At 70.3% G+C, this 22,616-nt stretch carries 23 protein-coding genes and 1 tRNA gene; 9 read left to right on the plus strand and 15 right to left on the minus strand.

Annotated features, from left to right (window positions below):
* Positions 1 to 140: 140 nt before the first annotated feature.
* Positions 141 to 671, plus strand: coding sequence for a superoxide dismutase (locus AQI95_RS16535; protein WP_067124075.1), 531 nt, complete (start codon positions 141 to 143; stop codon positions 669 to 671).
* 162 nt (positions 672 to 833) lie between these two features.
* On the opposite strand, the gene AQI95_RS16540 is transcribed toward AQI95_RS16535, so the two are convergent.
* Both AQI95_RS16540 and AQI95_RS16545 read right to left on the minus strand, forming a co-directional pair.
* Positions 834 to 1,289: a DoxX family protein gene (locus tag AQI95_RS16540; protein WP_067123589.1), complete on the minus strand. Its 456-nt coding sequence runs from the start codon at positions 1,287 to 1,289 to the stop codon at positions 834 to 836.
* A gap of 285 nt (positions 1,290 to 1,574) precedes the next feature.
* A complete protein-coding gene (locus tag AQI95_RS16545) occupies positions 1,575 to 1,820 on the minus strand; it encodes a DUF2277 domain-containing protein (RefSeq protein WP_067124077.1) in 246 nt (81 codons plus the stop codon).
* 94 nt (positions 1,821 to 1,914) lie between these two features.
* On the opposite strand from AQI95_RS16545, the gene AQI95_RS16550 reads away from it, so the two are divergent.
* The 3 genes from AQI95_RS16550 to AQI95_RS16560 all read left to right on the plus strand — a co-directional run bounded on the left by AQI95_RS16550 (position 1,915) and on the right by AQI95_RS16560 (position 3,843).
* Positions 1,915 to 2,814, plus strand: a complete 900-nt coding sequence (locus AQI95_RS16550) for a ketopantoate reductase family protein (RefSeq protein ID WP_067123591.1) — start codon at positions 1,915 to 1,917, stop codon at positions 2,812 to 2,814.
* A gap of 140 nt (positions 2,815 to 2,954) precedes the next feature.
* Entirely contained in the window at positions 2,955 to 3,407 is a 453-nt protein-coding gene (locus tag AQI95_RS16555; RefSeq protein ID WP_067123593.1) for a MarR family winged helix-turn-helix transcriptional regulator, read from the plus strand.
* A 112-nt stretch (positions 3,408 to 3,519) separates the two neighbouring features.
* On the plus strand, positions 3,520 to 3,843 hold the full coding sequence (locus AQI95_RS16560) for a hypothetical protein (protein ID WP_067123595.1): 324 nt from the start codon (positions 3,520 to 3,522) through the stop codon (positions 3,841 to 3,843).
* A gap of 92 nt (positions 3,844 to 3,935) precedes the next feature.
* Here AQI95_RS16560 and AQI95_RS16565 read toward each other — a convergent pair.
* Positions 3,936 to 4,010, minus strand: a tRNA-Val gene (locus AQI95_RS16565).
* Between the two features lie 218 nt (positions 4,011 to 4,228).
* Between AQI95_RS16565 and AQI95_RS16570 the strand changes: the two genes are divergently transcribed.
* The 3 genes from AQI95_RS16570 to AQI95_RS16580 all read left to right on the plus strand — a co-directional run bounded on the left by AQI95_RS16570 (position 4,229) and on the right by AQI95_RS16580 (position 7,155).
* Positions 4,229 to 5,011: a DUF4097 family beta strand repeat-containing protein gene (locus tag AQI95_RS16570; protein ID WP_067123597.1), complete on the plus strand. Its 783-nt coding sequence runs from the start codon at positions 4,229 to 4,231 to the stop codon at positions 5,009 to 5,011.
* Positions 5,012 to 5,112: 101 nt separating this feature from the next.
* Positions 5,113 to 6,474: a coiled-coil domain-containing protein gene (locus AQI95_RS16575; protein WP_208614203.1), complete on the plus strand. Its 1,362-nt coding sequence runs from the start codon at positions 5,113 to 5,115 to the stop codon at positions 6,472 to 6,474.
* Between the two features lie 105 nt (positions 6,475 to 6,579).
* On the plus strand, positions 6,580 to 7,155 hold the full coding sequence (locus tag AQI95_RS16580; RefSeq protein ID WP_067123601.1) for a DUF4383 domain-containing protein: 576 nt from the start codon (positions 6,580 to 6,582) through the stop codon (positions 7,153 to 7,155).
* On the opposite strand, the gene AQI95_RS16585 is transcribed toward AQI95_RS16580, so the two are convergent.
* The 3 genes from AQI95_RS16585 to AQI95_RS16595 all read right to left on the minus strand — a co-directional run bounded on the left by AQI95_RS16585 (position 7,143) and on the right by AQI95_RS16595 (position 11,979).
* Positions 7,143 to 8,258 carry an amidase domain-containing protein gene (locus AQI95_RS16585; protein ID WP_244188768.1) on the minus strand — a complete coding sequence of 372 codons (1,116 nt, stop codon included), beginning with the start codon at positions 8,256 to 8,258 and terminating at the stop codon, positions 7,143 to 7,145. The genes AQI95_RS16580 and AQI95_RS16585 overlap by 13 nt on opposite strands.
* Positions 8,259 to 8,433: 175 nt before the next feature.
* Positions 8,434 to 9,723: a polysaccharide deacetylase family protein gene (locus AQI95_RS16590; protein WP_067123603.1), complete on the minus strand. Its 1,290-nt coding sequence runs from the start codon at positions 9,721 to 9,723 to the stop codon at positions 8,434 to 8,436.
* Between the two features lie 48 nt (positions 9,724 to 9,771).
* Positions 9,772 to 11,979 (minus strand): transglycosylase domain-containing protein, encoded by a 2,208-nt coding sequence (locus AQI95_RS16595; RefSeq protein WP_425264879.1) that lies wholly within the window; start codon positions 11,977 to 11,979, stop codon positions 9,772 to 9,774.
* Positions 11,980 to 12,154: 175 nt separating this feature from the next.
* On the opposite strand from AQI95_RS16595, the gene AQI95_RS44895 reads away from it, so the two are divergent.
* Positions 12,155 to 12,367, plus strand: coding sequence for an FmdB family zinc ribbon protein (locus AQI95_RS44895; RefSeq protein ID WP_079071310.1), 213 nt, complete (start codon positions 12,155 to 12,157; stop codon positions 12,365 to 12,367).
* Here AQI95_RS44895 and AQI95_RS16600 read toward each other — a convergent pair.
* From AQI95_RS16600 to AQI95_RS16610, 3 genes are read right to left on the minus strand one after another with little or no spacing between them, the layout of a single operon-like run.
* Positions 12,364 to 13,230, minus strand: coding sequence for an HAD family hydrolase (locus AQI95_RS16600; RefSeq protein ID WP_067123605.1), 867 nt, complete (start codon positions 13,228 to 13,230; stop codon positions 12,364 to 12,366). The two genes, AQI95_RS44895 and AQI95_RS16600, sit on opposite strands and share 4 nt — an antisense overlap.
* A complete protein-coding gene (locus AQI95_RS16605) occupies positions 13,230 to 15,731 on the minus strand; it encodes a phosphoribosyltransferase (protein WP_067123607.1) in 2,502 nt (833 codons plus the stop codon). Before AQI95_RS16605 ends, AQI95_RS16600 begins: the two co-directional genes overlap by 1 nt.
* A gap of 37 nt (positions 15,732 to 15,768) precedes the next feature.
* Positions 15,769 to 16,935, minus strand: coding sequence for an HpcH/HpaI aldolase/citrate lyase family protein (locus AQI95_RS16610; RefSeq protein WP_067123609.1), 1,167 nt, complete (start codon positions 16,933 to 16,935; stop codon positions 15,769 to 15,771).
* Positions 16,936 to 17,124: 189 nt separating this feature from the next.
* Here AQI95_RS16610 and AQI95_RS16615 point away from each other — a divergent pair, with 189 nt between their 5' ends.
* A complete protein-coding gene (locus AQI95_RS16615; RefSeq protein ID WP_067123612.1) occupies positions 17,125 to 17,919 on the plus strand; it encodes a TerD family protein in 795 nt (264 codons plus the stop codon).
* A 45-nt stretch (positions 17,920 to 17,964) separates the two neighbouring features.
* On the opposite strand, the gene AQI95_RS16620 is transcribed toward AQI95_RS16615, so the two are convergent.
* The 6 genes from AQI95_RS16620 to AQI95_RS16645 all read right to left on the minus strand — a co-directional run bounded on the left by AQI95_RS16620 (position 17,965) and on the right by AQI95_RS16645 (position 22,459).
* Positions 17,965 to 18,702, minus strand: a complete 738-nt coding sequence (locus AQI95_RS16620; protein WP_067123613.1) for a TerD family protein — start codon at positions 18,700 to 18,702, stop codon at positions 17,965 to 17,967.
* An 89-nt stretch (positions 18,703 to 18,791) separates the two neighbouring features.
* Positions 18,792 to 19,931 carry a DUF475 domain-containing protein gene (locus tag AQI95_RS16625; protein WP_067123615.1) on the minus strand — a complete coding sequence of 380 codons (1,140 nt, stop codon included), beginning with the start codon at positions 19,929 to 19,931 and terminating at the stop codon, positions 18,792 to 18,794.
* 103 nt (positions 19,932 to 20,034) lie between these two features.
* Positions 20,035 to 20,613 (minus strand): TerD family protein, encoded by a 579-nt coding sequence (locus AQI95_RS16630; protein ID WP_067123617.1) that lies wholly within the window; start codon positions 20,611 to 20,613, stop codon positions 20,035 to 20,037.
* Positions 20,614 to 20,743: 130 nt separating this feature from the next.
* Complete coding sequence (locus AQI95_RS16635; RefSeq protein WP_061920108.1) at positions 20,744 to 21,319, minus strand: calcium homeostasis/redox stress adaptation protein; 576 nt, start codon at positions 21,317 to 21,319, stop codon at positions 20,744 to 20,746.
* Positions 21,320 to 21,457: 138 nt separating this feature from the next.
* Positions 21,458 to 21,916, minus strand: coding sequence for a peroxiredoxin (locus AQI95_RS16640; protein ID WP_067123618.1), 459 nt, complete (start codon positions 21,914 to 21,916; stop codon positions 21,458 to 21,460).
* 111 nt (positions 21,917 to 22,027) lie between these two features.
* The gene (locus AQI95_RS16645) at positions 22,028 to 22,459 is read right to left on the minus strand and encodes a DUF3052 domain-containing protein (protein WP_067123620.1); all 432 of its coding nucleotides are present in this window, start codon (positions 22,457 to 22,459) and stop codon (positions 22,028 to 22,030) included.
* Positions 22,460 to 22,616 lie beyond the last annotated feature (157 nt).

Consider the following 22,616-nt stretch of genomic DNA (forward strand, 5'->3'; position numbering starts at 1 on the left):
GGCATTTTTCACCTGAATGGCACGCTTAGGGCTGCAGAGCCGTATCGCGTCCCGTAGCAACGAAGAGGGGCCCGCTCCACGGAGTCGAGGCCCACCCCTCGAACGAAACGGCGCATACGAGCAGAGAAAAGGTGCACATCATGGTCGCAGCCGTATACGCGGGCGCCCTCGCCGCAGCCCTGTTCGCGACCGGGAGCGCGAGCACTCCCGGCGTCTCACTGGAGACCGTCGGCCAGTTCGCTCCACCGAGCGCGTCCGCGACGGCGAAGGCGGTGACGTACGACAAGACCCTCGTCCCGACCGGCGCCTGGATCCGGGTGCGGCAGCACACCCAGAGCAACGGCGTGACCACCGTCCAACTGCGCATGGTCGGCGTCAAACCGAACCACCTCTTCGGGGCCCACGTCCATCAGAAGGCCTGCGCGGCGGACCCCGCCGCCGCCGGCTCGCACTACCAGGACAAGGCCGGCATGGACGCCGCCCACATGAGCGCCCAGAACGAGGTCTGGCTGGACTTCAAGTCCGACAGTCACGGCACGGGCATGGGCGCCGCGCAGCACAACTGGAGCTTCCGCAAGGGCGAGGCCGCCTCGGTGGTGATCCACAGCGAGCCCGGCACCAAGGGCAGCCGGGCGGCCTGTTTCACGGTGCCGTTCGGTCCGACCTCGTGAGCCGGACCTCGTGAGCCAGGTGTCGTGAGCCAGGTGTCGTGAACGAGGTGTCGTGAACGAGGCGTCGTCAGCAGGACGCGTCAGCGGGGCGCACCACCGGGAGCGGACCGGAGACGACGCGGCGCCCTTCCCCCCTCGCGGCGGGGAAGGGCGCTGTTCGCGTCAGGCCGCTATCGGGGTCCGCTCGGCCGCGGCCCCGGTGTCCTCGGCCGTGCGGCGGGCGACGAGCCGGTCGAGGCCGAAGGCGCCGGAGCCGGTGAAGACCAGCAGGAGGAACGCCCAGCAGAACAGGACCGACATCTCGCCGCCGTTCTGGATGGGCCACAGCGCGGCCTGCTGGTGGACGTCGAAGTAGGCGTACGCCATCGAGCCCGAGGCGACCAGCGCGGCCCCGCGGGTGCCGAGGCCGAGGAGCACCAGGGCTCCGGCTGCGAGCTGGATCACTGCCGCGTACCAGCCGGGCCAGGTACCGGCCGCGATGGTGCCGCCCTGGGTGCCGGCGGCGCCGCCGAGGACGCCGAAGAGGGAGGCGGCGCCGTGCACGGCGAAGAGCAGGCCTACGACGATGCGGAAGAGCCCGAGGGCATAGGGCTGAGCGGAGTTGAGACGTGCGGTCATGAGGGTGTTTCTCCTCTTCGGTGTCGTTCGGGCCGGCCGGGGACGTAGGCCGGTCGTGGGGGCGGCGGTACCGAATGAGAGGCCAGGTTAGGGCCACCTAACCAATGCTTGCAAGTTCAACATCTGGCCATGTCTTCGGCCTCCACCCCCCGGCGCGCACCCCACGCGGGCACGCCGAAGCCGAACCCTCTTGCCTGGAAAGGATCTTGACGGTGAGTCAGAGGGAACGGCCGACGCGTGACCGTTGCCCGCGCGTCGCTTCGCGCTTGTCGTCCCTGCCGTCCGTCACGCCGGACCGTGGGGCGTGGCGCTCCGCGCCGACTGCCCCCGTACCTCCAGGTCCCCGAGCAGCTCGGCCGTGGCCTCGGCCACCGCGGCCACCGCGCGATCGAAGACCTCGCGGTTGTGCGCGGCGGGCGCCCGGAACCCCGAGACCTTCCGCACGTACTGCAGCGCGGCGGCGTGGATGTCCTCGTCCGTGGCCTCATCGGGCAGTACGGGCGGACGCAGCGTCTTGATGCTCCGGCACATGCCCCCAGTCTCACGCACACCGCGCCACGATGCGACGATCACGGCGAAGGCGGCCACCGATCCACGGGGCCGACCGACGAAGGGAAACAGCCTCATGGCGACCAAGAACACCGTGGCCGTGCTCGGCCCCGGCGGCACCGGCGGCCTCCTCGCCGCCCTCCTCTCCCGCTCCGGCCACCGCGTCGTCTGCCTGGCCCGGGAAGAGACCGCCGACACCCTGCGCCGCACCGGCATCCAGGTCCGCAGCCGCCAGTTCGGCGACTTCACCGCCCCCGTCGAGGCGGACACCGAGCTGCGCGAACCGGTGGACGCCTGCGTGATCGCCGTCAAGCACACCGCCCTGGACGCCGCCCTCACCCGCGTCCCGCCCGGCGCCCTCGGCGACGCCCTCGTCGTACCGCTCCTGAACGGCGTCGAGCACCCCGCGGCCCTGCGCGCCCGCCATCGCCCCGACCGCGTGGCCCCCGCCGTGATCCGCGTGGAGTCCACCCGCCTCGCCCCGGGCGTGATCGAGCACGGCAGCCCGTTCACGGAGATCGACCTGGCCGGCGACACCGTCCCCCGTCCCCGCCTCGAACAGCTGGCGGCCGTCCTCGCGGCCGCCGGTGCGACGACCCGGGTGCTCGACGACGAGACGGCGGCCCTGTGGGCCAAGATGGCCTTCCTCGCCCCGTTCGCCCTGCTCACCACCCGCTACGGCATCCCCCTCGGCGAGGTCCGCACCCGGCACCGTGCGGAACTGGAGTCCCTGGTCGCCGAGACCGCCGCCGTCAGCCGCGCCTGCGGCGCCCCCGCGGACCCGGGCCAGGCCCTGGCCCGGTACGACGCCTTCCCGCCCGCCGCCAAGTCGTCCATGCAACGCGACGCCGAGGCGGGCCGCCCGCTCGAACTCGACGCGATCGGCGGGGCGTTGCTGCGCGCGGCCGGCCGGCACGGCGTACCGGTGCCGGTGGCGGCGCGCCTGATGGACGAACTGCGGGCCGCCGGCCACTGAGGACGCCCGTCGGCCCAGTGGTTCAGCGGCCACTGGGCCGGCGGCCTCCCCCACCGGTACCTTCTGTACCTTCCGAGGATTCACTCACCGTCAGAATCATTCGCACTATGAATGATTTACCGGAAGGTCTCATCACCGGCATGAATGAAGTCAAGGGTTCCGCGGGGCTGCCGGACACCTTGGTGTTCCGGCTCGGCACTCTGGGCGCGGTGGTCGGCGACCGCTTCGCCGGGCGCATCGAGCGCCTCGACCTCAAGCCCAAGCACGTGGGCCTGCTCACCGCGCTCGGCCAGGGCTCGTTCGCCTCCCAGCAGGACCTGGCGGGCCGACTCGGCGTGGCCCCCAGCCTGGTGGTGTCCCTCGCGGACCATCTGGAGTCCCTCGGCGCGCTGCGCCGGGTGCGCGACCCGCAGGACCGCCGCCGCCAGGTGCTCACGCTCACCGACCGGGGCCACGAACTCCTGGCCGCCTGCACGGCCGAGGCCACGACCCTGGACGGCGAACTGACCGCACATCTCGACGAGCCCGAACGGCGGGCGCTCCACGCGACCCTGGGAAGCCTCGCGACGCGGGCGGGCCTGTCGACCGCCTGAGCGGGTCCGCCCCTGGCACCCCACACCGGCCCGATCACCCGTTCGGCTGAACCTCCCCCCTGTCCCGCAAAGCGGCTCGCTCCACAAAATCGAACAGGCGTAGCATTGCCGCGTGGCGACGACCTATGAATTTCCCAGTGACCTCCTTGCCGGTCAGGAGGAGCTGCATCAGGTCCGGGCCGAGCTGTCGGCTCTGCTCAAGCGACTTCCCTGGTCGGTGGAGCCGGTGGACGGATTCAGCGACGACAACGGCTGGCGCAAGGTGGAGCGGCCCGCGTCCCCGGGCTGGACCGCGGACGAACAGGCCGAGGTGGAGAAGCTGCGCCGCCGCGAGCACGAACTGGCGGTGTTCGTCAGCACGCACCGCTTCTGGGCCGAGGTCGCGGCAGCGGACCGCGTGGACGCCCGCACCAGACTGAAGCACGCCCGGCAATGAGAAGAGCCCCCGACCGCAGCCTTCCTCGCCCAGGTACGGGAAAGGCCTTCCGGTGATCTCACCGGAAGGCCTCTGAACTTGCTCACTGATCCTGGTGGGCGCGGACGGTTTCGAACCGCCGACATCCTGCTTGTAAGGCAGGCGCTCTACCCCTGAGCTACGCACCCGGCACCCGGGCTGCACCCAGGACGAGTCGACAGCCTACCTTGCCGGGGCTGGTGCACCGCAAACGTGTGAGGGCGGGCCACGGCTTACGGGGGTTAACCCCACCCCGGGTCCGGGAGGCTGCCGGATCCAAGGCGCGAGTGGTGATCATCTAGGGTCGGCGGAGACCGAGTTGATCCGGGCGCCGCGACCCGGCGAACCGGTACAGGGGGAGATTCCAATGGCCCGTAAGGCCCGTTCCCTTCCCGCACGTGCCGCCGTGACGGCGGCCGTCACCGGCGTGCTCGTCGCGGGCGTCAGCGCCTGCGGAGCGTCCGCGGACGACGACGCCCACCCCGACCACCGGTCCTTCGCCCTGCACGGCCGCACCCTCACCGTCGACTCCGACGACGCGGGGCTGGAGATCGTCGCCGCGAAGGGGAACAAGGCGGGGACGGTCCAGGTCACCCGGTGGTTCGAGGGGAAGGTCGTCGTCGGCGGCGGGCCCACGGTGAGCTGGTCCTTCCAGGACGACCGGCTGAGACTGCGGATGCACTGCTCCGGGCTCATCGCCGACTGCTCGGCCAAGTACCGGATCGAGGTGCCGCAGGGGGTCGGGGTCGACGTCGACGAGGGCAACGGCAGCGTGCGGGCGCACGGATTCGCCGACGCGCTCGGCATCCACACCAGCAACGGCGAGGTGCACGTCACCGACTCCACCGGGCCGCTGGACCTGCGCTCCGACAACGGCCCGATCCGGGCGGAGGCCGCCGCGTCGCGCGTGCACGCCGAGACCAGCAACGGCCCGGTCGACCTCACCCTCGGCCGGGTGCCGGACCGCGTGGACGTCACCAGCGACAACGGCCCGGTGACCGTCGCCCTGCCCCGCGCCGCGTACCACGTGGTGAAGGCGGAATCGGACAACGGAGGCGTCTCGGTGTCCGTGCCCCGGGACGACCGGAGCCCGCACACGGTGTCCGCGGACTCCGCGAACGGAAAGGTCACGGTCCGTACGGCGAACTGACCGGCCCGTGTGTTCGTCTACAACGGGTGGGAGAATGACACCACCCACGGCGGACCACCACACGGGAGAGGGATGTGACGGCGACACGGGGCACGCCAGCGATGCGGTCGTACCCGCCGTCGGCCATCCGGGCCCGGTCCGGGGCCACGGCCCTGCGCGACACCCTCACCCTGATGAGCCTGCCGGTGCTGGCCGCGCTCGCCCTGCCCGCCGCGTTCGCCGGCGGGGGCACCCGGCGCTGGTTCGGCGGCCGGGCGGAGGGCCAGCGGGCCGAGGCGCAGGCGGCGAAGGACGCCGCGGCGGCCGCGTTCTACGAACTGGACACCGCCCAGCGGGACCTCAGGATCTCCATCGAGACCATCACGGCCGTCGACGACTCCCCCGCCGCCCGGCGGGCCGTCACCGACTTCGAGGCGCTCGGGCAGCGCATCGACGAGGTCAGCCGGCGCTACATCCAGGCCGTCGACGCCCATGACCTGGACCGGGACGACCTGGAGGCCGCCACGGCCTCCCAGGCGCGCGCGGAGCTGACCTCCGCCAAGGACGAGCTGATCCGGGTCAAGCAGGAACTGGACCGGTTCGGCACCTCGCTCGGGCCGCTGCTCGGCAAGGCCGAGACGCAGCTGGCCCGGCTGGCACCGGCCGTGGAGCGGGCCCGGCAGGCCCTGCTGGCCGCGAGCAACGCCCTGGACGCCGTACGGGAGCAGGGGCTGCGCGCCGACGACCTGGCCGGCCGGCTCGCCGCGCTGTCCCCGGAGCTGACGAGGCTGAACCAGGGCGCCGGGCAGCACGGCGCGGCGCAGACGCTGGAGCGGGCCGAGCGGGTGCAGCGGGAGGCCGGGGCGATCCGGGCCGAGGCCGAGCGGCTGCCGGAGAAGGCCGCCGAGATCGACCACCGGCTGGTCAGCCTGCGCACCCGGGCCCAGGCGCTGACCACCCGGGCCGGGCAGGTGGACCCGGTCCTGAGCGAGCTGCGGCGCCGGTTCGCGGCCGCCTGCTGGCAGGACCTGCAGCACGTGCCCGAGCAGGCGACGCAGAACGTGGGGCAGGCCGAGCAGAAGCTGCGCGAGGCGCAGACGGCCCGGGACGCCCAGCGCTGGCCGGACGCCGCCTCGCTGCTGGCGACGGTACGGGCGCTGCTGAACGCGACCGACGAGGCGGTGTCGGCCGCCGGCGACCGGCTCACACGGCTGAACGCCGTGCAGAAGGATCCGCAGACCGAGATCGAGCGCACCCGGTTCGCGATCCGGGACGCCCAGCGGCTGGCCATGACGGGCCGCACGACCCCGGATCCCCGGCACGCCCGTCCGCTGGACGACGCGGTGGCCCGGCTGGAGCGGGCGATCGGCACGCTGGAGGGGCGGCATCCCGACTACTGGCACTTCCTGACCGAGACGGACGCCGTCCGGCAGGCGGCGGCTCGGGTGGTGGCGCAGATCCGCGAGGAACTCGGCGGTCACTGAGCCGTCGAGCGCCGGGCAGGGGCCCCGTCGGTTGCACGGCTCCGCGTCGCAGGTGGATATTGATGTGGACGCTTGGCCTCCGTTAGCGCCCCCAGGGAGGCGGACATGGCCACACACGCAGTGCACACGAGTCCACGGCGGCGGATCGAGTTCGACAAGCACCTGCCCGTCGACCACCAGCTGAACACGGTCTACCGGATCGGTGCGGGCCTGATCGGCGCGTTCCTCGTCGTCTTCGGTGTCCTGGGTCTGATCAACCACATCGGCTTCTTCAACACCGGCGGCGCGACGGTCGCGGGGCTGAACACCAACGGCGCGCTGAGCGTGCTGTCGATCGTCGTCGGGGTGATCCTGCTCGCCGGGATGGTGGTCGGCGGCAACGTGGCGTCCACGCTGAACATGGTGTTCGGAGTGCTGTTCCTGATGGCCGGCTTCCTGAGCCTCGGCCTGCTGGACACCACGCACAATTTCCTGGCGTTCAAGATCCAGAACGTGTTCTTCAGCTTCGTCGTGGGCCTGCTGCTGATGACCTTCGGCATGTACGGCCGGGTCGGCTCGACCCTGCCGCACGACAACCCGTACTGGCGGGCCCGCCATCCCGAGCCCTCCCCGCACGAGCAGCGGACGCTGCCGGAAGGGGACGGGCCGGGGCGGCAGGACCAGCGGGGTCAGGTCCTGTAGGCGTAGAAGTACGCGTTCGGGTACGACGCGACGAGGCTGGCCACCGACCTGTTGTAGGTGTTGGTGGAGTGATACGTCACATACGGCGTGCCGTAGCGGTCGCGGTAGGTGACGACCATCGTGTGGTCCTTGGAACCGTCCCGGTTGAAGTCCATCTGGATCACGTCACCGATGTCCGCCTGGTACACGTCGGCGAGCGGCGTGACGCGCTTGGAGGACAGGGCGAACCAGGAGAACTCGTTGACGCCGACGAACGAGTCCGACTGGATGTCCGCGGTGCCGAACCACTTGTGGAAGTCGTTCGTGTAGCCGGGGACGTGCTTCCAGCCGCCGGCCTTCAGGGTCTGGCTGACGAAGTTGGTGCAGTCGCCGCCCGCGCCCTCCCCGTTGAAGTCGGGGTAGTCCGGGTTGTAGTGGTTCCAGTACTTGGTCGCGTACGCCACCATGGCCTTGTAGTCGTAGGCGCCGGTGGTGGTGTTCTTCGGGTTGGACCGCGCGGGCCAGCTGGTGGACGCGCGGGGCGCGTCGGGCGGGCCGTCGTCCGCGGCGGTCGTCCTCGCCCTGGCGACGGAGGGCGCCGCCACCTGGTTCACCGCGAGATAGCCGTCGTCGGTGTCCTTGATGCCGGTCAGCTGCCAGTCGCCGCTGCGGTCGGCCTGGAAGGTCAGCTCGTGGTGGGCCTGGAATCCGGTGGTCCTCGGGCCCTTGGCCGCGGGCTTGTCGTAGGTCAGGGTCGTGGTCTCGGTGACGGCGACCCTGGCGCTGCGGCCGGTGACCCGCGTGGCGTCGAGCGTGACCTTCGTGCTGCCCGCGCTGTACTTCTCGCCCAGCTCGGCGAGGCGGGCCTTGCGGGCACGCAGTTCACCGAGGGCGGAGCTCTGCAGGCGGGTCTGGCCGCCGGACATGCGCACGGACCCGGAGAAGCCGGACGTGTGCCGTGTGCCGGTCTTCTCGGCGCCGTCCACCAGGACCTCGGTGCGGTCGGTGAAGACCGCGTCGGCCAGCTTCTGGAAGGTCGCCCTGGTCGCCGCGTCCACCGTCGGGTCATTGGTGACCGCAGCGCCGGCGCTCCAGTTGGGCACCAGGGCCACGCCGGCGACCACCGAGGCAGCCGCGGCCGTGACTATGGTCGCGCGGCGCCGCTTACGGCTCAGTCTTCTTGATTTCAATGATGTTCCCCTCTAGCCGGTAACACCTACCGGGAGAGGAGCATCTTTGCACGACTCGTGCGAAGGATGTGAAGAGTGTTGCACAAGCGGAACCTGCTTTATACATAAGTCACTTGACGACCTGCGACCAGTCCGGCGACTGGGCGGGGTCGAGGCCGCGCAGGGCCGCGAGGGTCTGCGGCTTCTGCACGTCGAGCCAGTCGGCCAACTCCTTGAAGGACACGCATTTGACGCCCTTTTTGGTGCATATCTTGGGGATGATCTCGTCGATGGCCTTCATGTAGACGCTGCCGTTCCAGTGCTCGAAGTGGTTGCCGACGAACAGCGGGGCGCGGCTGCCGTAGTAGACGCGGTTGAAACCGGCCATGTAGGAGTCGGCGGTCTGCTGCTGCCACTCGGGGTACTTGGCCGGGTCGCCGTCGGTCTCGCCGCCGGACTGGTTGTAGAGGAAGTTGAAATCCATCGACAGGCCCTGGAACCTGCCGTTCTCGTACGGCAGCATCTCCAGCGGGAAGTCCCAGACGCCGTTCTTCTTCGCCGGCCATATCTGGAAGTCGCCCGGGGAACTGGCGTCGTAGCGCCAGCCGTAGCTCTTGATGGCCTTCAGCAGGTTCTTCTGGCCCTCCAGGCAGGGCGCGCGCCCGCCGGTGACCTCCTTCTTGAAGTCGAAGGGCAGGGCGGGGATGTCCTTGTACCCGGTGTTGGTCTTCCAGTTCTCCACGAAGGAGTAGAACTGGTCGATCTCGCTCTTCCACTGCGCGACGCTCCAGTCACCGCCGCCCTTGGCTCCGCAGAAGTGGCCGTTGAAGTGGGTGCCGATGTCGTTGCCCTGCTCGTAGGCGAGGCGGAGCTGCTGCAGCGTGGTGCGGATGTGTTCGTCGGTGGGGTAGTCGATGGCGGCGTCGCCGGGCGAGTGCATCGGCCCGTGGTACAGGGACTTCTTGCTCTTGGGCAGCAGGTAGATGCCGGTGAGGAAGAAGCTCATGTGGGCGTTGTACCGCTTGGCCATCTCCCGGTAGTGCGAGAAGAGATGGTCGTCGCCCTCCAGGGCGCCGTCCCAGGAGAAGACGACGAACTGCGGGGGCTTCTCGCCGGGCTTGAGCGGCACCGGCTTCAACGTGCCCTTCTGCGGGCCGGTGTAGGAGGTGGAGCCGTCACCGAGGATCTGGGTCCTGCCGTCCCACGAGGGGGTCGCGGTGGGCTTGGGGAGGGCCGGCTTCGGGGCCTTGGCGGAGGCGGCCGGCGCGGTGTCGTCGGTGCGGCTGAGCACGAGGTAGCCGGCCACCAGCGAGGCCACGACGAGGAAGGCGGCGAGGGTCAGGGCCCGCAGGCGGGTGAGGCCGGGGACACGGCGGCCGGTTGCTCGACGGCGGCCCGTCGGGGACTTCTTGCGGGGCATGCGCGGCTCATTCTCCGAGGGGGGTGAGGTGGTGCGGAGGTCCGGTCGTCAGCCCAGACCCATGGCGGCCGCCCAGAGGTTGTACGGCACGTCGTCGGCGGACGTCCCCGCCAGTCCCTGAAGGGGCAGCGGCTCCAGGGACTTCGTCAGGTCCATCCGGTAGACGACGACCGCCGTCGAGACGGAGTCGGCGGTGCCGACGTACCAGGAGGCGGTGTCCTTGTCGGCGGTACCGGCCTTCCCCGCCGCTGTCGGCGAGCCGGCGGCAGCTGCCGGATGGGCGGTGCGGAAGGAGTCGGTGAGCGCCTCCTCGACGTTCTCGGCCACCTGGGCGCCGACCGCCCGCGTCGGGCGCGGGGTGGTCAGCGCGACCGGCGCGCCGTTCCGGGTGATCCGGCTCACCGAGTACGGCTCCGTGTGCCTGCCCTCGGCGGCGAACGTCGCGTACCCCCCGGCCATCCGGATCGCGCTGGGGGTGGAGGTGCCGAGAGCCAGGGCGGGCACCTGGGGACCCATGCTGGAGGACAGCAGTCCGGACGCCTCGGCGGTCTGGCGCACCTTGTCCAGGCCCGTGTCCATGCCGAGCTGCATGAACGGCGTGTTCACCGACTGGGCCAGGGCCTGGCGCAGAGTGATCTTCCCGTAGGACTTCCGGCCTTCGTTGTGCGCGGCGACCTTCTTGCCGCTGCGGTCCCAGTAGGGGCCCTCGGGGGTCATGACCGGGACGCCGTCGTCGCCGTCGTAGACGGTGTCCGGGGTGACGGGGGTGGCGGGCCCGCCGCGCGTCTTGTGGACGCCGTGCTCCAGCCCGGCGGCGTAGACGAACGGCAGGAACGCGGTGCCGGACGGGACGGTGCTCGCGTTGGACTCGTTGTAGCCCTGCGTACGGTGGTCCGGACCGCCGTAGACGGCGAGGATCCGGCCGTCGGCGGCCACCGAGGCGGCGCCGTAGTGCCCGTTCTTCGCCGTCGCCGGGTCGGTCCGCCCCGCCTGCTTGCGGGCCTTGGTGACGGCGTCGGTGAGCGCCTGCTCGCGCCTGCGGTCGAAGGTCGTGTAGATCTGGTAGCCGCCGAGGTCGAACTGCTTGTCGGTCAGATGCCCGACCTTCTTGGCGTACTGCGACGCCAGCTCCACCAGGTAGTCGCTCTGCGTACCGGTGTTGTACAGCGGGTTGCTCTTCAGCGGCTCGGGGAACGTCTTGTACTCGGCGCGCTCCCGCGGCGACAGCTTGCCCGTCTTGACCATCCGGTCGAGGATCCAGGACCAGCGCTCCACGGCCCGGTGGTGGTTGGCCTTGCCGAGTGTGGGGTCGTACAGGCCGGCGCCCTTGAGCAGTCCCGCGAGCATGGCCGCCTCGGAGGCGTTGAGCTTGCTGACGTCCTTGCCGTAGTAGGCCTGGGCGGCGCGCTGGATGCCGTAGCTGCCGCGGCCGAACCAGCTGGTGTTGAGGTAGCCCTCCAGGATCTGGTCCTTGCTCATCTTGTTGTCGAGCTTGAGGGCGATCATCGCCTCGGTGAACTTGCGGCTGACCGTCTGGTTCTGGCTGAGGTAGACGTTCTTGACGTACTGCTGGGTGATGGTGGATCCGCCCTCGGTGTCGCCCTCGCCCACCGTGCGGTACAGAGCCCGGGTGATGCCCGTCACGGATATGCCCGGGTCCGTGTAGAAGGTCTCGTTCTCGGCCGCCAGTACCGCCCAGCGGACGTCGGCGGGGATGTCCTTCAGCGGCATCGCCTGCCGCTGCACCCAGCCCGTCCGGGCCATCGGGGTGCCGTCGGACCAGAAGTACACGTTGTCCTGCTGGGTGGCGTACGAGTTCAGGTTGCTCGGTATGTCGGTGAGCGCGTACGCGGTGACCAGGAAGGTCCCGAGCAGTGCGAACGCGCTGAGGACGGCGCCGATCCACTGGCGCCAGGAGGGTGCCCAGCGGCGCCAGCCGGTCCGGCCGGGGCGTGGGTAGAGGGGCCTCAGACGGCGCGCGTAGGGGACGAGGCGCCGCGCGTACGGCGCCAGCGGCGCGACCAGGCGGCCCGCCGCGGTCCTCGCACGCTCCCGCGCCGTGGGGCGCGCGCTGCGCCGACGCTCGGCGCGGCCGACCGGGGCGGACGGCTCCGGCGGCGCGGGCACACGCAGTTGCACGGTCTCGTCCGCCCTGAGGGCGTCCACCCTCAGGTGCAGGGTCTCGTCGGCGGCGAGCGGCTCACCACCGGACCCCCGCACGGTGGGACGGTCTTCCCCCTGCGACGCATCGGTCACGACTGCGTCTCCCTCCGCACTCGCTCTTGCTCGCGCGGGGTTGAGCGTCCTCGCAACGGCCTTCACAAGCTATCAGCGATGTTTTCGAATCATCCGCACATACGTACCGAAGGGACGCAACACTCATGAAACATTGAGATGCCGCGCCCCGATGCGCGGCGGCTAGTCTGTGGCCATGCCTCGCTATGAGTACCGCTGCCGCACCTGCGGCGACACGTTCGAACTGAGCCGGCCCATGGCCGAGTCCGCCGCCCCCGCGAACTGCCCCGCGGGGCACGACGACACCGTGAAGCTGTTGTCGACGGTCGGTCTGGGCGGGACGTCCGCCCAGGCTCCCGCCCCCGCGTCCGGCGGGGGCGGTTGCTGTGGTGGAGGGTGCTGCGGCTAAGCGGGCCGGTGCGGCGGCGGGGTGGATGATCCCGCGGTTCCCCGCGCCCCTCGGGCCGGCTGCCGCACCTCCCTCAGGAACTCCCGGACGATGCGCTCACCCGCCAGCACACCCCGCTCCGCGAGCGCGCTGATGTCCGGCGCGCTCCAGCCCGCGTCGGCCAGCTCGCCGTGTCCCGGACGCCAGCCGCGGTCGGCCGCGAGCAGGAGGTCGGCGTCCAGCAGGGAGTCACCGGCGGCCAGTGTCAGCTCCGCACCGGTGCGGCGGGCGACCTCCCGCACCGCCGCGCTCTTGGTGAGCGGCTTCGGGACGGCGTAGATCTTGCGGCCCTGGAGCGATACCGTCCAGCCCCGGTTCTCCGCCCACACCGCCAGCTCCTTGACCCAGTCCTCGGGCAGCAGTTCGCGCTCGACGACGAGATAGGCGAACAGGTCCTCGGCGAGGCGGTGCTTGCGCACCCAGAGGGGGTCGGCCGTGCGCAGCAGATGCTCGCGGACCTCCGCGAGCGGCGCGCACTCCTCGGCGAGCCGGGCCTGCACGCTCGCGTGCCAGTCGGCGTCGCTCACCCCGTCGACCAGCAGATGGCCGCCGTTTGCGCAGATCGCGTACTTCGGGGCCGGTCCGGGCAGGTTGATGCGCTGGTACTGCTTGCGCGTCCGGGTCGTCGTCGGCACGAACACGGCCGTGTCGCCGAGTTCGGTCAGCAGCTGGGCCGCCGTCTCGGTCATGTAGGACAGCGGCTTGGCCTCGTGCACCTCCACGCAGAGCAGCCGGGGCGCCCGCGGGTCCGGCATGGTCAGCGCGAGAGCCGCCGAGGAGTAGATCAGCGTGCGGTCGAGGTCGCTCGCCACCAGCACCGGCATCAGAGGTTCACCGCCTTGCCGTCGGCGCCCGTGGCACCGCGCGTGTACTTGGGGTGGATCAACCCGACGCAGGTGTACGGCAGTTCGCCGACCTCCTCGACCGGGACCCCGCGCTGCTCGGCGAGCAGGCGCACATGGTCGAGGTCGGCGCCCGCTCCGGCCCGCGCGAGGATCTTCCAGGGCACCCGGCGCAGCAGCACCCGGGTGGTCTCGCCGACGCCGGGCTTGACCAGGTTCACGTCGTGGATGCCGTACTCCTCGCTGATCCGCTCGACGGCCCGCCAGCCGGCCCAGGTCGGGGTGCGGTCCGCGGCCCACAGCTCCTTCACCGCCTCCTCGACGGTGTCGGCGACCTCGGGGAAGCGGGCGGCGACGGCGTCGAGGAAGGCGACGGAGACATCGGCGCCGGCGAGTTCGCGGTAGAACTTCGCGCCGTGGAAGTCGTCCGGGCCGACCAGGTCGGCACGCAGGACCGTACGCGAGATCAGGCCGGAGACGGTGGAGTTGAGGCACGCGGAGGGTATGAGGAAGTCCTCGCGGGTGCCGTAGGTGCGCACACAGGAGCCCGGGTCGGCGAGTACGGCGATCTCCGGGTCGAAGCCGGTGACGCCCTCCTTCGCCTCGAACTCCTCTACGGCCAGGGCGAGTTCACGGGTGATGGCGCCCTTGCCGGTCCAGCCGTCGACGAACACGACGTCGCGCGGGTCGTGGTGGGCGGCCAGCCAGCGCAGGGCATTGGCGTCGATGCCGCGGCCGCGCACGATCGACACGGCGTAGTGCGGGAGGTCGAGACCGTGCCGGAAGCGGGCCCAGCGGCGCATCAGGACGCCGACCGGGGTGCCCGCGCGGGCGAGCGAGACCAGCACCGGACGTGGTGACCGCTCGGTGATGACGGCCTCGGTCACCACGCCGACCGCCTGCGCGAGCCGGGCGGCCGAGGCGTCCAGGGCCGTGTGGAACAGCTCCTGGTACTGCTCGCTCGGCTGGTACTCCACCGGCAGCGACTCGGCGTAGTGCGCGCCGCCGCTCTGGATGGCCTCCTCCCGCTCCTCGGTCGGCGCCTCCAGCGTGATGTCGGAGAGGTCCTGGAGCAGCCAGCCGACCTCCTCGGGCGGGTACGAGGAGAACGCGGGGCCGCGGAGGGGCTCGGGCAGCATGGCCGGCCTTTCGGGAGCGTGCGGGGGCGCGGGGACGCCGGTCTGCGGGACGTAGGAGGGGACGACCGCGAGCAGGACGTGCGGGACGTGCGCCGCGAGCCGTGCCGGCAGGCCGTCGGGGGCGTGCAGCGCGGGGGTGTCGGCGACGGAGTCGACCACGGCGACGACGGCGTCGAAGCCGCCGCCCGCCACGTTGTAGGCGTAGCGCTCGCCAGGGCCGTCGGCCGGGTCGTCATGGGCGGGGAAGGCCAGCCGGGTGCGGATCGCGTATCCGGGGTCGTCCACCGCGAGGACGGGCGAGCGCGTGGTGGTGGAGAAGCGCACCTGCGCGTCCGTGATCCGCTCCAGCTCGCGGGCGAGGCGCAGCGGGGCGTACATCAGCTCCTCGAAGCCGAGGACGAGGACGCGGTGGGCGCCGGCGGGCAGGGCGCCGCGTATGCGGGCGACCATCTCGGGCAGCGCGGCTTCGAGGCGGGCGCGATGGGCGGGGGTGAAGCCGTGCCGGCCGCCGTCGGGCAGACCCGCCGGCCAGCGCAGGTCCAGCCGCCGCGGGGCGCGGGGCGGGACCTCGTGCGGCTCCGCCGCACGGGCGCCGCGGCCGGCGACGGCGGACCCGCTAGCGGCGGACTCATGGCGGGCCACCAGCTCCTGCCCCCGCTCCAGCACACCCGACGGCAGCCGCACGGTCCCCGACGCGGCGGCGATCAGGTCCACCCGCGCGCCGATCCGGTCGGCGAACCGCGCCATCCGATCGACGTCCTCGGCCGATCGCATATCGACCAGGGCGACCACCACATACCGCTCGCGCGGATATCGTTCATGCAGGTCACGGATGGTGTTGAGGATGGTGTTGCCGGTGGAGAACTCATCGTCGACGAGCACCAGCGGCCCAGCCCCGGCCAGCAGGGCGGGCTCCTCCGGCAGCAGCAGATGCGAGGTGGCGTGGGAGTGCGACTCCTCGAAGCCGCCCGCTCGGGCGACCCCGGCCACCGGCCGACGGGTGGAGTGCAGATACGGCGCCGTGCCGATGCCGTCGGCGACGGCGTGGCCGAGGCCGGTCGCGGTCTCCGCGTAGCCGAGGACGACCGCCGTGGCCGCCTCCGCCTCGCCGAGCAGCGCGGCGGCCCGACGGCCCAGGCGGTGGCCGTGGTCGTAGACGACCGTCGGCGACTGCGGGACGTGCTTGCCGAGCACGTTCGAGACGAGCAGATGGGCCCGCTTGGGGTTGCGGCGCAGGGCGAGACCGAGCAGGGCCGGCAGGGCATCGTCGCCCACGAGTTCGACCCCGAGTCGCTCGGCGACCCAGCTGCCGGACCAGACCCCGTCATTCACTGCGTTCTTCATGCGTTCCTTGGACGAAATGGAAAAGGATCGAGCGGGCTCAGCCGGGGATTCCGGCGGCGAGCAGCTCCACGAAGCCGACGTCCTCGTGGGCCACGCCGAAGACCTCGGCGCGCAGCAGGGTCCGCTCGGCCCAGGCGCGGTGCGGCTTCACCTCGTTCATCTTGTTCGTGTAGGCCGACCTGAGTACACCCCCGCCGCCGCGTTCCGGCCGCAGGATGTCCTGGGCGTCGCTGTACTCCTCGTGACTGACCACGGACAGCGCGTGGACCGGCAGCACATGGGAGGGGTGGATGCAGGTCTTGCCGAGCAGACCGTTGGCCTGGTCGAGGGAGATCTCGCGCAGCAGTCCGTCCATGGCGTGCTCGATCAGCTTCGCGCGCAGTTCGACGGCCTGCACCTCCAGGAAGGGGCTCTGTCTCAGCTGCGGCTTGAACATGCGCTCGGAGACCCGGAAGTACTCCCACACCGGTCCGGTCACGGTGAATCCCGTGCCGTCGGCCCGGCCCAGCATGTTCACGACGTCGGCGATCACGGAGGCGACGATCTGGACGTCGTAGGCGGTCATGTCCGGGGCGCGGCGCAGGCCGTAGGAGGAGCAGAAATCGGTCACGCCGAGGCGGAGCGCCAGCACCCGGTCGCGGAACTTGTCGACGGCGCGGGCGATGCCCTCCAGGGTGTCCACGCGCGACTCGCGGTAGAGCAGCTCCGGGGACTCCAGGACGGGCATGGCGAACAGCCGGCGGCCGCTGTCGGCCTCGGCGTCCGCCAGGGCGTCCAGGAAGGGCAGGCCGCGCTCCTCGGTGAACTTCGGCAGCACGAATCCGGACAGCAGCCGCGTGGACGGGCCGAGCCGCCGTACGAGGTCGGGGATCTGCTCGGGGGTGCGCACCCGGACGAAGAGCAGCGGCGGCTCGATCCCGGGCCGGGCGGCCAGGTCGGCGAACTGCCGGACGAGGTTCTCCTCGCCGGCCACGACGTCCGCGTCGTCGATCGAGTCCTCCAGGCACAGCACCATCGAGACCACGCCGTTCCCGGCCTGCTTGACGATGTCGTCGGCGAGCCGGGACCGGGTGGCCGGGCTGTACAGGGTGGCGCCGAGGGCGGCGGCGAGCAGCCGGGCCGGAGAGTCGGCGGTGAATGCGCTCGGCTCCCGGTGGAAGAGGCGCTGCCGCACCTCGGGGGCGATGTGCCCGAAATGACGCATAGGACTCCCTCAGGGGTGCGAGCCGAGTCTGTGTGTTCGGTAAAAGGTGGCCGGTAATAGTACGTAGGGATCCATGTCAGGGGTTCCCTATGGGCATGAATTTCTGGTAACTCGCCCGTGTCGGCGCCACCGTGGGACACCACACCCCCCGCATTGTCGTGGCCAGGACCGAGAAGGCAGGATGACCGCATGACGCACGCGATGCTGAAGGGGTCGAACGTCCCGCTGGAGGCCGAAACGGTTCGCGCCGCACTGCGCTGGACGCCCGGCCAGGGGGTTCCGGACGTGGATGTCTCGGCGCTGCTGCTGGGCCCGGACGGCCGTGTGCGCTCCGACGAGGACTTCGTCTTCTACAACCAGCCCCGGCACCCCTCCGGCTCGGTGTGGCGGCTGGGCAAGAAGCGCGTCACCGAGGGGCTGACCGACACGGTCCAGACGGATCTGCCGGCCGTCGAGCCGGGCGTCGGCCGGATCCTGCTGGTCGCGTCCGCGGACGGGATCACCTTCGACCAGGTGCCGGCGCTGTGCATCCAGCTGTACGACGCCGCGGTCGCCGACGGGGAGCCGCTGGCCCGGTTCGAGATCAAGCCGGAGACGGGCGCGGAGACCGCGCTGATCTGCGGTGAGCTGTACCGGCGCGGGGAGGGCTGGAAGTTCCGCGCACTGGGCGAGGGGTACTCGAACGGGCTGAAGGGGCTCGCCACGGACTTCGGCATCTCGGTGGACGAGTCGGAGGTGGAGGAGGAGTCCCGGCCGGCCCAGCCCCTGCCCCCCGAGCAGCCGACGTCAGCCGTGCCGCAGCAGCCGCCGGCCTACGGCTACCCCCAGCCGACGTCGGCTCCGCCGGCGTACGGGTACCCGCAGCCGACGTCGGCCGCGCCCGCGTACGGGTATCCGCAGCCTCAGCCGGTTCCGGTGCCCGCGGGGCCCGCGGACCCGAATTTCCGGCTGCCTCCGCAGGGGCCGCAGTTCATCGGGCGGTGAGCGCGGGCGGTTCCCCGCGCTCCCCTGGGTACCACCGCCCGGGCGCTACCGCTCGGCCTTGGTCTTGTAGCCCCGGCCCCACTGCAGCCCCCACCCGTACAGCCGGTCCAGCTCTCCCTGGAAGCCGTAGACGAACTTCACCTCGCGGCGGACGACCAGCTCCCCCTTGATGTTCTCGATCATCACGACCGCACACGAGCGAGCCTGTGGATGCCGCTCGTCCAGGCCTATCTCGATACGAGGCCCGTTGCTGGGGTACAGCGTGACGATGGCGTGGGTGCGGTCGAAGGCCGGGGTCTGGTCGTAGATGTAGACGAAGACCAGCAGGCGCTTGATGGCGTCGCGGTGGTCGAGGTTGACGTACATCGTCTCGCCGGACGCCGAGCCGAACCGGTCGTCGCCGCTGAGCTTGATGTACGGCGGTCCGTTGACGTCGCCGAGGTAGTTGCCGAGCGGCTGGACCACGCCCTTCGTGCCGTCGGTCAGCTCGTACAGGCAGCCGAGGTCGAGGTCGACGTTGACCATGCTCTGGCCGTGGCCGAGCACCTCCGGCGGCCTGAGGGCCTTGAAGGGGTGCCGGAAGAGGCTGGTGCGCTGGGTGGTGTCGAAGTCGGAGGTGCGCATCCGCCAGGTCAGGTTGACCCGCAGATTGCCGGTGGACGCCCCCTGCTTGGTGAGGGACACCGTCTGGTGCCGCCTGGTGAGTTCGATGGCGTTGGTCGAGGCGTTGCCCGAGTCGAAGTCGGCGGCATTGGCGCCCCGCAGTCCGTCGAAGAATCCCATTCCCGCCCCCTGGTCACTCTGGTCAACGCCGTCGGGGCGGCCGACCCCGTCGGCCGCCCCGCTCAGAGCGTTCCTCACCCGCCGGGGCGTCACACCCCGGAGGGCACCTCGGCCTTCTCGTCGCTGCCCTCGCCGGCCGCCGCCAGTGCGCGGTTGCGGCGGACGGAGGACCAGAAGGACCAGGCGATCAGGACGACGCCGACGAGACCGGTGATGACCTCGTTGATCTCGTACTGGATGGTGACCAGGAGGATCACGGCCAGGGCGCCGATGGCGTAGTGGGCGCCGTGCTCCAGGTAGACGTAGTCGTCGAGGGTGCCCTGGCGGACCAGGTAGACCGTGAGGGAGCGGACGTACATCGCGCCGATACCGAGGCCGAGGGCCATCATCACGATGTCGTTCGTGATGGCGAAGGCGCCGATGACGCCGTCGAAGGAGAAGGACGCGTCCAGGACCTCCAGGTAGAGGAACATGAAGAACGCGGCCTGGCCGGCCAGCAGCACCGCCGACTTCTTCTTGCCGGTGCGGGCGGCCTCTTCCTCCGCCTCGTGCTCGCGCTCCTCCTCTTCCTCCAGCCGGTCCTCGAAGTAGCCGGACAGACCGCCGACGATCATGTACGTGATCAGACCGGCGATGCCGGAGATCAGGACCGTCTGCGCCTTGTCGACATGGGCGCCGCCGTGCTGGTGGGCGTGGACGGCGAAGGTGAAGGAGGTGATCAGCAGGGCGATCAGGGCGATGCAGACCGACAGCATGTCGACCTTGCCGAGCTTGGCCAGGGGGCGCTCGATCCAGCGCAGCCACTGGATGTCCCGGTCCTCGAAGATGAAGTCCAGGAAGATCATCAGCAGGAACATGCCGCCGAAGGCGGCGATCGCCGGGTGGGCGTCGGTGACCAGCTGCTGGTACTGGTCCTTGTCGCTGAAGGCCAGGTTCACCGCGTCGATGGGGCTCTTCTTGGCGGTGATGGCCACGATGACGACCGGGAAGACCAGCCGCATGCCGAAGACCGCGATGAGGACGCCGACCGTGAGGAAGATCTTCTGCCAGAAGGCGTTCATCTTCTTCAGGACGCCGGCGTTGACCACCGCGTTGTCGAACGACAGCGAGATCTCGAGGACGGCGAGGATCGCCACGACTCCGAAGGCCTCCCACCCCCCGTAGAAGACCGCGGCGACCAGGCCGAGCGCGGTCACCGCGAACGACCAGCCGAAGGTTTTCAGAAGCACTGGCTACCCAATCATCTAGGTACGGGTCTCCCCCGCGCCGTACTCGGCTTTGCTAAACGTTGACCCCGAGTCTAGAGGTGCACCCTACCGGCGGTACCAGCGGCTACGAAACGTTCACCCCGAAGTCCATGGCGATACCGCGCAGGCCCGAGGCGTAGCCCTGGCCCACGGCGCGGAACTTCCATTCCCCCTGGTAGCGGTACAGCTCGCCGAAGATCATGGCGGTCTCGGTGGAGGCGTCCTCGCTCAGGTCGTAGCGGGCCAGCTCCTGGCCGTCGGCCTGGTTCACGACGCGGATGAACGCGTTGGAGACCTGGCCGAAGGTCTGGCCGCGCTCGTCCGCCATGTGGATCGAGACGGGGAACGTGATCTTCTCGCACTGCGGCGGCACCTTGGCGAGGTCCACCAGAATCGATTCGTCGTCACCCTCGCCCTCACCGGTGAGGTTGTCACCGGTGTGCTCGACCGAGCCGTCGGGGCTCTTGAGCTGGTTGTAGAAGACGAACCACTCGTCGCCCAGCACACGGTTGCCGGCGCCGCACAGCAGCGCGCTGGCGTCAAGATCGAAGGGGGCGCCGGTGGTGGAACGCGCATCCCAGCCGAGCCCGATCATGACGTTGGTGAGGTTCGGTGCGGCTTTGGAGAGGGAGACATTGCCTCCCTTGGCGAGCGTGACGCCCATGATGCTGGTCCTCCCCTAGTGGTGCTTACTGGTTGTCCTGCACGTCCGGCGCCGCCCGTAAACGGTGCGGCGCCGGACGGATCGCGGGGCTTTCTCGACGTCGTACGTCAGACGTTGACGTCCCTGTACGTCAGACGTTGACGCCGAAGTCCTGCGCGATACCGCGCAGACCGGAGGCGTAGCCCTGACCGATGGCGCGGAACTTCCACTCCGCCCCGTGCCGGTACAGCTCGCCGAAGACCATGGCGGTCTCGGTGGAGGCGTCCTCGCTCAGGTCGTAGCGGGCGATCTCCTGCTCGCCCGCCTGGTTCACGACGCGGATGAACGCGTTGCGGACCTGGCCGAAGGACTGCTGGCGGTTCTCGGCGTCGTAGATCGACACCGGGAAGACGATCTTCTCGATGTCGGCCGGGACGCCGGCCAGATTGATCTTGATCTGTTCGTCGTCGCCTTCACCCTCACCGGTGATGTTGTCACCGGTGTGCTCGACCGAGCCGTCGGGGCTCTTGAGGTTGTTGAAGAAGACGAAGTGCTGGTCGCTGGCGACCTTGCCGGAGTTGTTCAGCAGCAGCGCGCTGGCGTCGAGGTCGAAGTCCGTGCCGGTCGTGGTGCGCACGTCCCAGCCCAGACCGACGATGACGGCGGTCAGGCCCGGGGCCTCCTTCGTCAGCGATACGTTGCCGCCCTTGCTGAGGCTGACTCCCACGGGTCCTCCATGTGGTGTCCAGGGGCGGGGAGCCCCGTCGTGCTTCGGATATGGGATCAACGTGCCGATCCTAGTGACGGGTTCCCGCCCCTCGCAGACCCTGGACCCGGAGAATCACAGGTGTCGGCCACGGTCGGCCTACAGGGTGTCGAGCGCCTTCACGTACTCGTCCAGATCGCGCGCGTCCGGCAGGCCGTTGACCACGGTCCACCGCACGACGCCTTCCTTGTCGATGATGAAGGTGCCCCGGACGGCGCATCCCTTGTCCTCGTCGAAGACGCCGTACGCGCGCGAGACGTTGCCGTGCGGCCAGAAGTCGCTGAGCAGCGGGTACTCCAGGCCCTCCTGCTCGGAGAAGACGCGCAGGGTGTGGATCGAGTCGTTGGAGACGGCGAGCAGCTGGGTGTCGTCGTTGACGAACTTCGGCAGGTTGTCGCGCAGCTCGCACAGCTCGCCGGTGCACACACCGGTGAAGGCGAAGGGATAGAAGAGGAGAACCACGTTCTTGGCACCGCGGAAGTCCGAGAGCCTCACGGCCTTGCCGTGGTTGTCCTTGAGCTCGAAGTCGGGGGCCTTGTCGCCGACCTGGATCGCCATCGGGATGTTTCCCTTTCGGTGGGCTGTTCGGAGGAGAACAGCCTACGGCGGCGGGGACGGCGGCCTCCCGAGGGGACCGCCGCCCCCGCATCGCTCACCTGCGGAAGACAGTCACCGCTTGGATGAGCCGGCCTTCGGGGTCGAAAGCCTGCTGCCGTTCCAGTCCTTGCCCACGCTGACGCTCTTGGTCTGCGACAGGCCGGCCGTCCGCGCCGCGTCACTGATGTCGCTGGGCTCGATGTAGCCGTCCCGGCCGGTCTTCGGCGTGAGAAGGACGATCTGGCCTTCCTCTTCGAGGAACCCGATGGCGTCGACCAGCGCGTCCGTCAGGTCTCCGTCCTCGTCGCGGAACCACAGCACCACGGCATCGGCCACGTCGTCGTAGTCCTCATCCACCAGTTCGGTGCCGGTGGCCGCCTCGATGGCCTCGCGGAGTTCTAGGTCCACATCCTCGTCGTAGCCGAGTTCCTGGACCACCTGGTCGGGCTGGAAACCCAGCCTGACGGCCAGGTTCGTCTCCGCGTGGTCCGCGGTCGCGCTCACGGTCTGCCTCCTGATCATGTCTTTGGGAAAAACTCAGCCACGCGCGTGCGCGCGTTGCCTGGCCGTAGTCCACACGGGCGGGACGGATCGCGCAAGTACCCGGCCCTTCGGACCGCCGAAACGGTGACGATCCCGGCCTTGTCGCCGCAACTTCTGG

The organism is Streptomyces yokosukanensis (assembly GCF_001514035.1).
In the GTDB taxonomy this organism is placed as follows: Bacteria; Actinomycetota; Actinomycetes; order Streptomycetales; family Streptomycetaceae; genus Streptomyces; species Streptomyces yokosukanensis.